At 68.1% G+C, this 12,439-nt stretch carries 10 protein-coding genes; 4 read left to right on the top strand and 6 right to left on the bottom strand.

All coding sequences use genetic code 11. The features are described from left to right. Positions 1-21: 21 nt before the first annotated feature. The 5 genes from F4Y45_14785 to F4Y45_14765 form a co-directional block, all read right to left on the bottom strand. Positions 22-612 (bottom strand): hypothetical protein, encoded by a 591-nt coding sequence (locus F4Y45_14785; GenBank protein MXY25770.1) that lies wholly within the window; start codon positions 610-612, stop codon positions 22-24. After that, positions 588-818, bottom strand: a complete 231-nt coding sequence (locus tag F4Y45_14780; protein ID MXY25769.1) for a hypothetical protein — start codon at positions 816-818, stop codon at positions 588-590. The genes F4Y45_14785 and F4Y45_14780 overlap by 25 nt, the downstream gene beginning before the upstream one ends. A gap of 48 nt (positions 819-866) precedes the next feature. Beyond that, the gene (locus F4Y45_14775; GenBank protein MXY25768.1) at positions 867-1,829 is read right to left on the bottom strand and encodes a cyclase family protein; all 963 of its coding nucleotides are present in this window, start codon (positions 1,827-1,829) and stop codon (positions 867-869) included. Positions 1,830-1,853: 24 nt separating this feature from the next. Further along, positions 1,854-2,900 (bottom strand): hypothetical protein, encoded by a 1,047-nt coding sequence (locus tag F4Y45_14770; protein ID MXY25767.1) that lies wholly within the window; start codon positions 2,898-2,900, stop codon positions 1,854-1,856. Between the two features lie 79 nt (positions 2,901-2,979). Continuing rightward, positions 2,980-4,404 (bottom strand): amino acid permease, encoded by a 1,425-nt coding sequence (locus F4Y45_14765; protein ID MXY25766.1) that lies wholly within the window; start codon positions 4,402-4,404, stop codon positions 2,980-2,982. A gap of 73 nt (positions 4,405-4,477) precedes the next feature. Between F4Y45_14765 and F4Y45_14760 the strand changes: the two genes are divergently transcribed. Both F4Y45_14760 and F4Y45_14755 read left to right on the top strand, forming a co-directional pair. Continuing rightward, the gene (locus F4Y45_14760; protein ID MXY25765.1) at positions 4,478-6,520 is read left to right on the top strand and encodes a pyrroloquinoline quinone-dependent dehydrogenase; all 2,043 of its coding nucleotides are present in this window, start codon (positions 4,478-4,480) and stop codon (positions 6,518-6,520) included. 8 nt (positions 6,521-6,528) lie between these two features. Beyond that, on the top strand, positions 6,529-7,554 hold the full coding sequence (locus F4Y45_14755; GenBank protein MXY25764.1) for a hypothetical protein: 1,026 nt from the start codon (positions 6,529-6,531) through the stop codon (positions 7,552-7,554). Positions 7,555-7,585: 31 nt separating this feature from the next. Here F4Y45_14755 and F4Y45_14750 read toward each other — a convergent pair whose 3' ends face one another. Continuing rightward, a complete protein-coding gene (locus F4Y45_14750; protein ID MXY25763.1) occupies positions 7,586-8,533 on the bottom strand; it encodes an MBL fold metallo-hydrolase in 948 nt (315 codons plus the stop codon). Between the two features lie 224 nt (positions 8,534-8,757). Here F4Y45_14750 and F4Y45_14745 point away from each other — a divergent pair, with 224 nt between their 5' ends. Together F4Y45_14745 and F4Y45_14740 are read left to right on the top strand one after the other, a co-directional pair. Continuing rightward, positions 8,758-9,693 carry a hypothetical protein gene (locus F4Y45_14745; protein ID MXY25762.1) on the top strand — a complete coding sequence of 312 codons (936 nt, stop codon included), beginning with the start codon at positions 8,758-8,760 and terminating at the stop codon, positions 9,691-9,693. Between the two features lie 35 nt (positions 9,694-9,728). Continuing rightward, positions 9,729-12,419, top strand: coding sequence for a DUF1553 domain-containing protein (locus F4Y45_14740; protein MXY25761.1), 2,691 nt, complete (start codon positions 9,729-9,731; stop codon positions 12,417-12,419). Positions 12,420-12,439: the final 20 nt, after the last annotated feature.

Genomic DNA, 12,439 nt, shown 5'->3' with positions numbered 1-12,439 from the left:
CGGTGCGCCGGCGTCCACGTCCTACGGTGCGCCGGCGTCCCCGCCGGCATCATCCGAACGTTCGCGAAGCAGGCGATCCCACTGTCGGCGGCACCGGGCAGGAAGCTGGCTCACATCGTCGCTGACCGCACTCACCAAGGTCTCGGAGTCCGCACCGACCAATAGCTGCTCAATGTCCCACAGATCGTGGGGACCACCGGCGAAGAGCTTGAGAAGAACGAGATCACGAGGCTGGGCAGTCGGCAGCGTGATGGCTCCTCCCACGACGGCGGGCTCGGCACGCTCGAGGAGACGCTGCTGCCAGCGGTAGCGTCCGACAATCCGGTCGACCTGATCCTGACCCTCCTGCCTGAAGCGGACAACGCCAGCGAGGGGATCGTCCGCGTCGCCACGGGTCACCGACACGTCCACGCCTCCCTCCGCGAGCGGCTCCCAGGCTGCGCCGTCCAGACTGACGTCCGACAGTGTGAGAAGGTCCACGTCCTGCGTCGAGCGAGCGACGCCGTGGACAGCCATGGCGGCGGCGCCGATCAGGGCGAATCGCGCTCGCGCCGCGCCGAGCGTCGCGGCAACTCGCTCTGCGAGCTTCAGCCGATCAGCCGGTCCAGGCATGCGCTGGGTTGGCGGGTCGCCTGCTTGCGCCGCTCGAGGAGACGCCTTGCCGTCGCCCGGTCGAGATGGTGCGTGGCGCGGAACGACTCAAGGTCTCGCTCGCCCAGGCGCAACGCCAGTTCCACGCGCTGGGGAATCGACATGCGGCGCACGTCGTCCGCGGCGCGCGCATGGAGATCGTGGAGCGCCGCGGTCACCGTGGGCATGTTCCGAGTATAGCCACCCGGACGCAGCCCACCTCGGGTCTTACCGCTTCAGAACATCGCGATCGGATTTACGGGGCTGCCGGTACCTCCCGCGACGTTGAGGGGAAGCGCCTGGAACAGGAAGGACCAACGGTTCTCCTCGGCGCACGCTTCCGCAATCGGTTCCAGCAGCGCGTTGTCGAGCAGGGCGACGCCGAAGTTGAAGAGGACGCCATGCACGGGCCAGGCGAGGTCGCCCTGGGGGCGGGCGTCCATCAGGTCCCAGCCGAGCAGCGCGACATCGTGGTCGCGGATGAACTCCGCGCAACTCGCGTGAAGACCGGGACCGCCCTGGCTACGGTCGGAATCGCTCGCCATGTAGGCGCCCCAGCCGCTGTGGACCAGCAACGCGTCGCCCGGCTCCACGGTGACGTTCTCGGTTTGCGCGATTGCCTCCAACTCCTCGCCGGTCACCGGTTGTTCGATCGAGACGTGCGGCTCGCCCCGATGGCGCGGGACGTCGATCAGCACGCCCTTCGTAATGATCCCTTCCTTCCAGTGCGTGATGTCGCCGAAGTGAGCCCCCTGCGTGGTGACCTCCACGTCCGGATCGCGCCCCTGCCACATCCCGTCGTCATCCCAGATGTGGCAAAGCGCGTCGATGTGCGTGATCGTCACGCCGTGGTAGATGAAGCCGAGATAGTCCATGACGTAGCCACTGCCGGGTCCGAGCGAGCCCTTCGTCATGAAGTGCTGGGGCGGCTCGAAAGTGCGGCTGAGCGAGACGGTCCGCCCCGTCTGCACCAGTCCCGCCGCCGCACGGCGCTTCTCGGCGGTAATCAGGTTGATCGCACCCACCTGATCGTTGGCTCCCCAGCGCCCCCAGTTACGCCGCTCGCGGTACATGGCGGCATAGTCCGCCGCGCTGCCCGACTGCGCCGCCGCGCGCGCGGGCGACACCCCGGGTCGGGCGGCCAGCGCCACCCCTCCGAACGCCGCCGCCTGCATCAGGAATCTGCGTCGTGAAGTCATGTCCCCTTCCGACGCGGACCCGGGCTACTGGGACTCCGCTTCCTCGGCCCGCGCGCCGCTGAGGATGTTCAACAGGCCGTAGTTCCCTTCGTGGCAGGCGTACTCGAACACAGGCTCCGTGTTGCGACGCATCGGAACCGCCACGGTGAACGGCTGCGTGAAGATGGTCGGGTCGTCCACCGTGTACTCGTAGAGAAGCGTGTCCTCATCGACACGGGTGAAGCGCTCGGTCAGGGTCACCGTCAATCCCGTGCCGATCGACAGGGTGGCGGACGGGTCGAAGCTGCCGGTGTATTCCGTCAGGTTCTTCGTGACCACGACCAGCGTGTCGCCGTCCCAGTGACCGCGTGAGTCGCCCATCCACTGGCGAACGTCCTCCGGAAGGTGCGGACGGCCGTCGAGCGGGATGATCCGGGAGTCGTGCACCATCTCGTTCAGGATGACGACGTGATCCGGCGTCTGGAACAACTGCATGTTGTTGTTGTAGCCGCTCGGCATCATCGGCGGACCGCTGTTGAAGCCAAGCAGGCAACGCTCGGCCAGGCCACGATCTTCGGGATCATTGGGGCCGGTGCCGGCCGCCCGGACCCGGACGGGGCGCTCGATCGGAAGATCCTCGGCGAGGGAACCGACCTGACGCAGGCGCTCGCCTTCCGGCGTCAGGGACGGCAGCCGGCCGTCCGGCGGATCGACGATGAGCGATGTCCGGCGGTCCCCGATGATGTTGGTACCGTAGTCGAGCCAGAAATCGTTGTAGCCGCCCACTCGCTGGCCGCGTTCCGCGCCGGTGCCTCCCGCCGGCAACGGTTCAGTCCGCACTTCGCTGGGCTCCAGCAGTGCCGCGCGCCGCGCGTTGGCGGCCGCTTCCGCTTCCGCCGCCTCCTCCTCGGTGAGGAACTCCTGTTCCTGATCCTCCGGCCGTTGCAGCGGCGTCATCGTGCGGAAGTCCCAGACCCCCTGCAGGTCCGGCTGGCCATCCGGCGTGCGCAGCTCCGACTGAGCCGCCGCCACCGTAACGAAGAGCATCGGAACGACTACCGCGAGCGCCACCGCGCGAAACTGAATCTGCATGTTGACCATCTCCTGTGGCCCGCGTCCGTACCCGCGCGGGCTCCCTGGAAAACGACCTTCGTCGTAGCAGTGCATGGTATCACCGCCGGCGCGCCAGGACGTGCAGTTGGTCGCCCAGAATCAGCCGGGCCTGCCGGGCGGCCCCCAGTGTCGCCACCCGGCTCCGGATGCCGGTCGCCAGCACCGCGCCCAGGACCATCCACAACAGCACGATGGCCCACTCCTCCGGCCAGACGAGCGCCGACGGGCTGCCCGGCAGATAGAGCAGGATGAAAAAGACGGTCGCCGCGACCGCAAGCCACCCGACCACCGCCGGCGCCGCGACGCGATACGGGCGCGGCAGGTCGGGGTGCCGCCGCCGGATGACGAGAAACGCCGCGGCCACGAACAGGTAGGCGACGACGGTCGCCAGTGAACCCGCGTCGACCAGCCATACCAACGCGGGCCGGCCGAAGAACGGCGCGATCGTGGTGATGCCCGTCAGCACGACGACCACCGCCGCCGGCGACCCGTAGCGGGGGTGAAGGCGCGCGAAGACGGCCGGCAGCATCCCGCCGCGAGCCATTGCGAAGAGCAGGCGGGAAGCACCCAGGAAGAACGCGTTCCAGCTCGTCAGGATGCCGAACGCGCCGCCGATCACGAGCACGCGCCCGGCCCACTCGCTGCCGTAGACGGCGCTCATGGCGTCCGCCGTCGGCAGGGCCCGATCCGTCAGCGTGGCGGGGTCCAGCGACAGGCCGACCGTCCACTGCACGAGGCCGTACCAACCGAGCGCCATCACGATGGAGAGGACGATGACGCGGCCGACGGTCCGGAGCGGAACGTCGATCTCTTCCGCGAGCTGCGGAATGACGTCGAACCCGACGTACAAGAACGGCGTCATGATGACCACGCGCAGCACGCCCTCCCATCCGGTGATCAACGGCGCCAGGTTGGCAGTGTCGCCGTGTACGGAGCCCGGCAGAAAGAACGCCAATCCCACCAGCAGCAGGCCGCCGACGGCGAGGCGTTGCGCGAAGGCCGCGAAACGGATCCCCCGGTAGTTGACCACGCCGATCGCCAGGGTGCCCGCCACCCCCGCGATCACCCAGCTCGCGTGCACGTCCCAGCCCGCTACTTGGTAGAGGCGCGCAACCTCGAAACCGGGCACGAGATGGCTGAGAACCGTTGGCAGGGCAACGGCCTCGAAGGCACATACCGCAACGTAGGCAAGCACCAGCGTCCAGCCGCACGCGAACGCCCCGGCAGGTCCGAACGCCACGAAGGTGAAGCTGATCTCGCCGCCGGCGCGGGAGAGCGCAGCCGACAGTTCCGCGTAGGTAAGGCCGACCAACCAGACCATCACCGCGCCGGCCCCAAAGGCGAGGATCGAGCCGACCGCGCCCGCGCGCACGATCATCTCGCCGGCCAGCACGACCCAACTCCAGCCAACCATCGCGCCGAAGGCGATGGCCAGCACGTCGCCGCGGCCGAGCAATCGGCGCAGGTTCGCCTCCGATGGCATTTGTGCGCTATACGATAGTCGCACGCGGAACCAGGATGCGCGACCCGCCGCGCGTTCCTGACTGGAGGATCCGATGTCCGCTCGACACGCACGTTTAGTCGCCGTCGCCGCCGCGGCGCTGCCGTTCGTGCTGGCGCCCGGGCCCGTCGCCGCGCAGTACGGCGCTGTCGACGGGGAGTGGCGCAGTTACGCCGCCGACAACGGAAGCACGAAGTACTCGCCGCTCGATCAGATCGATGCGACCAACTTCAGCGACCTCGAGATTGCCTGGCGGTGGGACACGCCCGACGCCGGGGTCGACATCGAGACGATTCAGCAGCGCCTGATGGCGGCAGGCGCCGGGGCGAACACGAACGACGGCGCGCAGCCGACCGACCCGCCCCGGATCTCGATCCGCGGCATCCAGGCGACGCCGTTGATGGTGGACGGCGTGCTGTATCTCTCCACCGCGCTCTATCAGGCAGCCGCCATCGACGCCGGAACGGGCGAAACGCTCTGGGTCTACAACCCGGAGGCCTACAACGGCGGCCGACCGACGCACGCCTACCGCTCGCGCGGCGTTGCCTATTGGTCCGAGCCGGACGGCAGCGACGCCCGGATCTTCTGGGGAACGAACGCGGCGTACCTGCACGCCGTCGACGCGCGCACCGGCGAGCCGGTCCGCGGCTTCGGCGACAACGGCCGCGTCGATCTGACGACGGGCATTCCTCGCGCGGACCGCAACGACCGGAACTACCTGGGCCGCAACCTGATAGGCGTCGCCTCGCCGCCCGTCGTCACGCACGACGTCGTCGTGACACCCACGATCGTCTCGGACTTCGTCATCCGCAAGGAGGCGCCACCCGGCTGGCTGAAGGGGATCGACGCCCGGACCGGCGAGCTGAAGTGGACGTTCCGAACCGTTCCGCAGGGAGACGACTTCGGCGCCGACACCTGGCTGAACGAGTCATGGCGCTACTCGGGCAACGCCAACATCTGGCCGCCGTTCAGCGCCGACGACGAACTGGGCATCTTCTATCTGCCGCTCGGCACGCCGACGAGCGACTACTACGGCGGCCACCGCCTGGGTGACAACCTGTTCGCGGAGAGCATCGTCGCCGTCGACGCCGGAACCGGCCAACGCGTGTGGCACTTCCAAGCGGTGCATCACGGGGTCTGGGACTACGACTTCCCCGCCGCGCCCAACCTGGTTGACATCACCGTGGATGGCCGCGACATCAAGGCCGTGGCGCAGGTGAGCAAGCAGGGCTTTACCTATGTCTTCGACCGTGCGACGGGCGACCCGGTCTGGCCGATCGAGGAGCGTCCGGTGGAAACCGACACCGACCTCGAGGGCGAAGTGCTGGCGCCGACGCAGCCCTTCCCGACGAAGCCACCGCCGTTCGAGTACCAGGGGATAGCGATCGACGATCTCGTCGATTTCACGCCGGAGATCCGCGAGTTGGCGGTGGAGGCGGTGAAGGACTTCCGCCTCGGCCCGCTGTTCACGCCGCCGATGCTGAGCCACGACGGAGGGCTACAGGGGACGATTCAGCGTCCCCACATCGCTGGCGGCGCCAGTTGGAGCGGCGCGGCCGTCGATCCGGACACCGGCATGCTCTACGTTCCGTCCGAAAACCGCTTCTCGGTCATCAAGTACTACACGCCGGAGCCGGCCGAGGGCGGCAACCTTCGTTACACACAGGCGGCCTTCGACAGCGGCATTCAGCCGACGATGCCACGCGGCCTTCCGCTGCTGAAGCCGCCCTATTCCCGCATGACCGCCATCGACATGCACCGCGGCGAGCACGCATGGATGCAGCCGAACGGCGACGGCGACCGCTACAGAAACCACCCGATGCTGCGCGACCTCGACCTTCCGCCCCTGGGCGGTGAAGGCCACGCCGGACCGGTGCTGACTAAGACGCTCCTCATCAGCGCCCTGAGTGCGGGCGGCTCGGACGGCGGCCCGCGCCTGGTGGCGCGCGACAAGTCGACGGGCGAGATTGTCGGCTCGGTCGACCTTCCGGCCGGCGCCATCGGCACGCCGATGACCTACCTGCACGAGGGTCGCCAGTACATCGCCCTCACCATCGGCGGGGATGTCCCCCAACTGATCGCGCTGACGCTGCCATAAACCCCTCCATGAGCGACACGAGACGCTACGTTCGGCAGGCCCGGGGGCGGCAGGGGCAGCTTGCACTTGTGTTGGTCCTTTGTTTCGGTGTCGCTCTCGGCGCGGCCGGGTTTCTCACCCGCGCCGCCGCCCAGATCTCGTCCGAGGACGCAGGGACGGACAGTTGGACGGCCCCCACTACCCCCTGGGGCGATCCTGATCTGCAAGGCATCTGGGACTACCGGACGCTGACGCCGCTCCAGCGCCCCGAGGAGTTCGCCGACCGGACCGTCGCCACGGAAGAAGAGGCGGCCGAGTACGAAACCCGCGCCAACGCGGTGCGCGATGCCCGGACCACGGTCCATGCCGTCTGGTGGCTCGACTATGGTCGCGAACTCACCTCGGACCGCAGGACCTCGCTGATCATCGATCCACCCGACGGCCGGATCCCCGAGACGACCGAGGCGGCGAAGGCGCGCGCTGGGGCCCGGCGCGAGCGGGCGCAACAACATCCCGCCGCCGGCCCGACGTTCCGTAGCCTCACGGAACGCTGCATCAACTTCGGCATGCCGCCGGTGCCGGGTCCGTACAACAACAACTACCTAATCGTGCAGACGCCGGATCACGTCGTCCTCTTCTCCGAGATGATTCATGACGCGCGCATCGTGGCGCTCGACGGGCGGGATCGTCCGGCGGACGACGTGCGGCTCTGGTCCGGCGTCGCGCGCGGGCATTGGGAAGGCGACACGCTCGTCGTCGTCAGCACGCACTTCTCGGACAGGGCGGCTCCCCGCGGCTCGACGGCGGGGCTCCGGCTGGAGGAACGCCTGACCCGCGTCGGCCCGGAAACGATCCGCTACAGCGCGACCCTAACGGACCCGGAGACCTGGACGCGCCCCTGGACGTTCGCCATGCCGATGACCCGGACGGACCAGCCACCCTACGAGTACGCCTGCCACGAAGGGAACTACGGCCTCCGGAACATCCTCCACAACGCGCGCTACGCGGAGGATCCGGACTACCTGTCGAAGCTGCCGTCGCCGCCCGCGAAGTGAGGAGATCACCGCGGGCCGGAGGGACTCAGGGCTAACGCCCTTCGTGGAGCAGTCCCACGATCATCTCGACCCGGTCCGGGGGCGCCTGGAAGTCGCTGAACTGACTCGGCAGCGTATACGCAGCCGCGGTTTCGGCGGCGCTCCGGCCGGCCTCCTTGCCTTCTTCCGCGTGGGCGACCAGGTCGTTATAGAAGGCGGAGTACTCGACGAGATCATCCCAAGTCAGTGGGTCGTCGTTATGGCCGGGGATGAGTGTGTCGACGCCCGAGACACCGGCGATCGCCTTCTCCAGCGTCTGGCCGAACTCGGTGGCGCTGCCATTGGTGTTGGCCGCGTCGATGAACGGCAGGCCCTTGCGCGCCATCATGTCGCCGGTGTGCATCGTGCGGGCTTCCCGGAAGACGACCCACGTGTCGCCGTCGGTGTGGCCCCGGCCGAAGTAGTAGAGGTCGATCTGATCGGGCCCGCTGAAGAGCGATGTCCGGGTGGAGAACGTCGTCTTCGGCAGGAACCTGCTGTTCTCGCCGGTGAAGGCCTCGCAGTTCTTGATCGAGCCGCCCTGGAAGCCGGAGCCGTCATCGCAGTCCGTGCTCGCCATGTGCCCCGCCGTGTTCTCGTGCGTCACGAAGTTCACGGTATCGGGGAACTCAGTGTTCGCGCCGCTGTGGTCCCAGTGCGTATGCGTGTTGATGATCGTGGTCACCGGCTGGTCCGTGATCCGGCGCACCTCGTCCATGATGTCCTGGCCGTAGCCCCGGATCTTCGTGTCCACAAGCACGACGCCCGACGACGTGACGAAGACGGCCGTGTTGCCACCGGTGCGCATCCCCTGCTCCGACGGATCGGAAGTCAGCATGTAGAGATTGTCCGTCAGCTCCAGCGGGCGGATCCGGAACCGGTCCTGCCGCGCCTCGTTCGCGGCGACCGTTACCAGCACGCCGACCAGGGTCAGTGCGGCCAAACAGCGTGTGCGCTTCATCTCGACCTCCCCGAAAACAGGTAGCTACTGTAGCACCGGCTCCCGGAAGATGTACCGGGGAAATGGAGTCGATCCACAGGCGGAGGAGTGATATCCTTGCCGATCAAAGTCTCTGGCGAGGCTCTGGCGGCGCTGTGTCCGGCGGTCGCCCTGGCGGGAGGTGTTGGGTGTGTGATGGACTTCGCACCGCACTGCGTTTGGCAGTCGCGGCTTCGTTGATCGCCGTGTGGGCTGGGACGGCCCTGGCGCAGGAGCGCGCGGGCGAGGGCGCCGGCGCGGCGGCCGACGACTTCGAGGCGCCGCGCACGCCGTGGGGTGCGCCGGACCTGCAGGGAGTCTGGGACTACCGGACGGCGACGCCGCTCGAGCGCCCGCGGGAGTTCGGCGACAAGTCAACGCTGACGGCCGAGGAAGTTGCGGAGTACGAGCGGGTCAATTCCGAACGCCTCGACGACTACGACCGCTCGCCCAGCGTGCACGCGAAGTGGTGGTTGGACAACGGACGCGAGATGACCGCCGACCGGCGTACGTCACTCATCGTCGACCCGCCTGACGGCCGCATTCCGCCGACCACCGAGACGGCCCGCGCGGCTGGACGCGAACGTAGCGCGCGCCGCGGACTGACACATTCGGTTCAGGACCGGAGCCTGGGCGAGCGTTGCATCACGTTCGGCGTGCCGCGGCTGCCGGGCGCCTACAACAACAACTACCAGTTAGCGCAGACGCCGACGCACGTGGCGATCATGCAGGAGATGATTCACGCCGTCCGGATCGTCCCGCTGGACGATCGTCCGCACCTGGCCGGCGCCATCCCGCAGTGGCACGGCTCGTCTCGCGGCTATTACGACGGCGATACGCTGGTGGTGGAGACCACCAACTTCGTGCCGCACGGCGCCCCGCGCGGCGCGACGGCCGGGATGGTACTGACGGAGCGTTTCACGCGCGTCGCGCCCGACGTCATCGAGTACGAGGTGACTTTCGACGATCCCGCGACCTGGGAGCGGCACTGGACGGCCGTCATCCCGATGCACAAGACCGATCAGCCGATGTTCGAGTACGCCTGCCACGAAGGCAACCGTGGCGTGGAGAACATCGTGCACAACTACCGGTACGCCGAGGATCCGGAGTACCGGTCGAAGCTGCCGAAGATCGCCAGGTAGCGATCGCTGGTCCAAAGAGCGAAGGAACCGAAACGATGCGCAGCCTCACACCCACGTCCCCAGCCCCCCGGACGCTTCTGGTTGCGGCGGCAGCCATTCTCCTCGTCGCGAGCTCCGCGGCGCCGGCCGCCGCACAGACGGGACCGGTCACCTTTACCGACCACATCCGTCCGATCATGGAGCGGAGCTGCTGGAACTGCCACGGCGAGGCGGCGCAGCTCTCCGATCTCGACCTGAGTTCGCGCGACGGCGCGCTCGCGGGCGGAACGAAGGGTCCGGCGATCGTGCCGGGCGACGCCGACGGCAGTCGTCTCTATCGGATGGTGGCGGGGCTGGATCAGCCGCCCATGCCGATGAGCGGCGATGCGTTGACGGACGCCGAACTTGCCATGGTGCGTACCTGGATCGACGAGGGCGCGCATTGGGATGCGGGTGGCGCGATCGATGCCGACGTTGCCCTCGCCGCCCTCGAGAACAGCGAGCTGCCTCCCGGCGCACGTGACTACTGGGCGTTCCAGCACCCGGTGCAAGTGGACGTGCCCGCGTCGGACGTCTACACCCACCCGGTCGATCGCTTCCTCGCGGCGGCGCGGGGCGGTGCGGGTGTTGAGGCGGCGCCGCGGGCCGACCGACTGACGGCGCTGCGGCGCGCGTACCTCGACCTCACCGGATTGCCGCCGACGCCGGAGCAGGTCGAGGCCTTCCTTGCTGACACCGAGCGCGGCGCCTGGGAACGGCTCATCGAGCAGTTGCTCGACTCCCCCCACTACGGCGAGCGCTGGGGCCGCCACTGGCTGGACGTCGCGCGCTACGCCGACACGGACGGCTTCGAGCAGGACTACGTCCGGATGAACGCCTGGCGCTACCGGGACTATGTCATCAACGCGTTCAACCGGGACAAGCCCTACAACCAGTTCCTGCGCGAGCAGATCGCGGGTGACGAGCTGGACCACGTGACGGACGAGACGCTGATCGCGACCGGCTTCCTCCGCTCGGGACCACGCGTCAACTTCCGGGAGAAAGACAACCCGGAGCGGCGGCACGACTATCTCGACGACATGCTGGCGACGCTCGGGCGCGGGGTCCTCGGCATGACCGTCCACTGCGCCCGCTGCCACGACCACAAGTTCGACCCGATCCTGCAGAAGGACTACTACAGCATGCAGGCGTCGATCTACGGCTACGTCGAGATCGATCAGCCGCTCCTCGACCGCGCCGAGGCGGACGTCTGGCGCGCCGCGAACGCCGACATCGACCGCCAGCAGCAGCCGCTACGCGACCAGATCGACGCCATCGAGAACCCGTACCGCGAAGAGCTCCGCGCGAAGATGATCCGGGAGAACTTCCCGGAGAACGTCCAGGCCGCTGCATTCAAGCCGGAGGCGGAACGCACGCCGGGCGAGCAGCTCCTGGCAACGCAGGTGCTCACCATCAATCCGCCGCGGGCTCAGGTAACCGAGGCGCTCAGCCCCGACGATGCGGCCCGGGTGGAGGAACTCCGGGCACAGATCGCGGCGTTCAACGAGCAGCGGCCATCCGAGCCGCCGATGGCCCACATCGTCACCGACGGCGACTACCGCTTCGCGCCCGACGGCCCGGGAGACGAGGTGATCGGGTGTCCCGAATGCCGGACGGCGCCTGACGCGGAGGGAACGTACCTGTGGGAGGAGGGCGGACCCGCTTACCAGTCGCCTCCCAACTATTTCCTGATTCGGGGCGATCCGTTCAGTCCTGGTTCGGAGATGTCCCCCGGGTTCCTGACCGCCGCGACCTACGGCGATCCGCCCACCGAGATCCCCCGCCCCGACGGTCGCACGTCCGGCCGGCGGCTCGCCCTCGCCGAGTGGATCGCGTCACGTGACAACCCGCTGACGGCCCGCGTCATAGTCAACCGGATCTGGCACCACCACTTCGGCCGTGGCATCGTCCGGACATTGGACAACCTGGGCCGGATGGGCGATGCGCCGACGCATCCCGAGTTGCTCGACTGGCTTGCCGTCGAGTTCATGGACCGGGGCTGGAGCATCAAGGAGATGCACCGGTTCCTCATGACATCGGAGGCCTACCGGATGGCGTCGTCGTTCGCCAATGAATCGAACGTGGCCGCCGATCCCGAGAACAACCTCCTCTGGCGCTACCGCGGACAGCGCCTGGAGGCCGAAGTCCTGCGCGACGCCATCATGACCGTGAGCGGCGGCATCGACCTGACGGTAGGCGGCCCCGCAATTTTCCCGCACATCCCCGCCGACATCCTGTTCCAGTCGGACGGCAAGGGTTTCTGGTGCGGCAGCCCGGAGCCGGGACGGCGGATCACGGCGCCGTCAACGGGCATCTGGTGCGAGGAGCCGGATCGTCCGGAAGTGTGGCGCCGCAGTGTCTACGTCTTCCGGCGCCGGTCGCTCGGCTTCCCCTTCTTCGACACCTTCGATCTGCCGGATCAGAACCAGACCGCGGCGGCGCGCAACGTCTCGACCGTGTCGACGCAGGCGCTGACGTTGATGAACAACCCGTTCGTGCTGAACCAGGCGCAACTGTTCGCCGACCGGCTCGAGCGCGAGGCGCCCGGCGACGTCGATGCGCAGATCGAGCGCGCGTACCTGATCGCCCTGACGCGGCAACCGACCGATGGGGAAAGGGCGATCGCCCGCGATCTGATCGCGGACGAGTCGCTGGTCGACTTCACCCACGTCATGATGAACCTGAACGAGTTCCTGTACCTGCGGTAGCAACCAGACAGACCACACTC

The organism is Acidobacteriota bacterium, assembly GCA_009838525.1.
GTDB lineage: Bacteria > Acidobacteriota > Vicinamibacteria > Vicinamibacterales > UBA8438 > VXRJ01.
The sequence above is the reverse complement of the archived record's forward strand: the minus strand, read 5'-3'. Positions and strand labels throughout refer to the sequence as shown.

Excerpts from the sequence above, each read along its gene's own strand:
- F4Y45_14785 (MXY25770.1), bottom strand. The coding sequence starts at position 612 with ATGCCTGGACCGGCTGATCGGCTGAAGCTCGCAGAGCGAGTTGCCGCG.
- F4Y45_14780 (MXY25769.1), bottom strand. The coding sequence starts at position 818 with ATGCCCACGGTGACCGCGGCGCTCCACGATCTCCATGCGCGCGCCGCG.
- F4Y45_14775 (MXY25768.1), bottom strand. The coding sequence starts at position 1,829 with ATGACTTCACGACGCAGATTCCTGATGCAGGCGGCGGCGTTCGGAGGG.
- F4Y45_14770 (MXY25767.1), bottom strand. The coding sequence starts at position 2,900 with ATGCAGATTCAGTTTCGCGCGGTGGCGCTCGCGGTAGTCGTTCCGATG.
- F4Y45_14765 (MXY25766.1), bottom strand. The coding sequence starts at position 4,404 with ATGCCATCGGAGGCGAACCTGCGCCGATTGCTCGGCCGCGGCGACGTG.
- F4Y45_14760 (MXY25765.1), top strand. The coding sequence starts at position 4,478 with ATGTCCGCTCGACACGCACGTTTAGTCGCCGTCGCCGCCGCGGCGCTG.
- F4Y45_14755 (MXY25764.1), top strand. The coding sequence starts at position 6,529 with ATGAGCGACACGAGACGCTACGTTCGGCAGGCCCGGGGGCGGCAGGGG.
- F4Y45_14750 (MXY25763.1), bottom strand. The coding sequence starts at position 8,533 with ATGAAGCGCACACGCTGTTTGGCCGCACTGACCCTGGTCGGCGTGCTG.
- F4Y45_14740 (MXY25761.1), top strand. The coding sequence starts at position 9,729 with ATGCGCAGCCTCACACCCACGTCCCCAGCCCCCCGGACGCTTCTGGTT.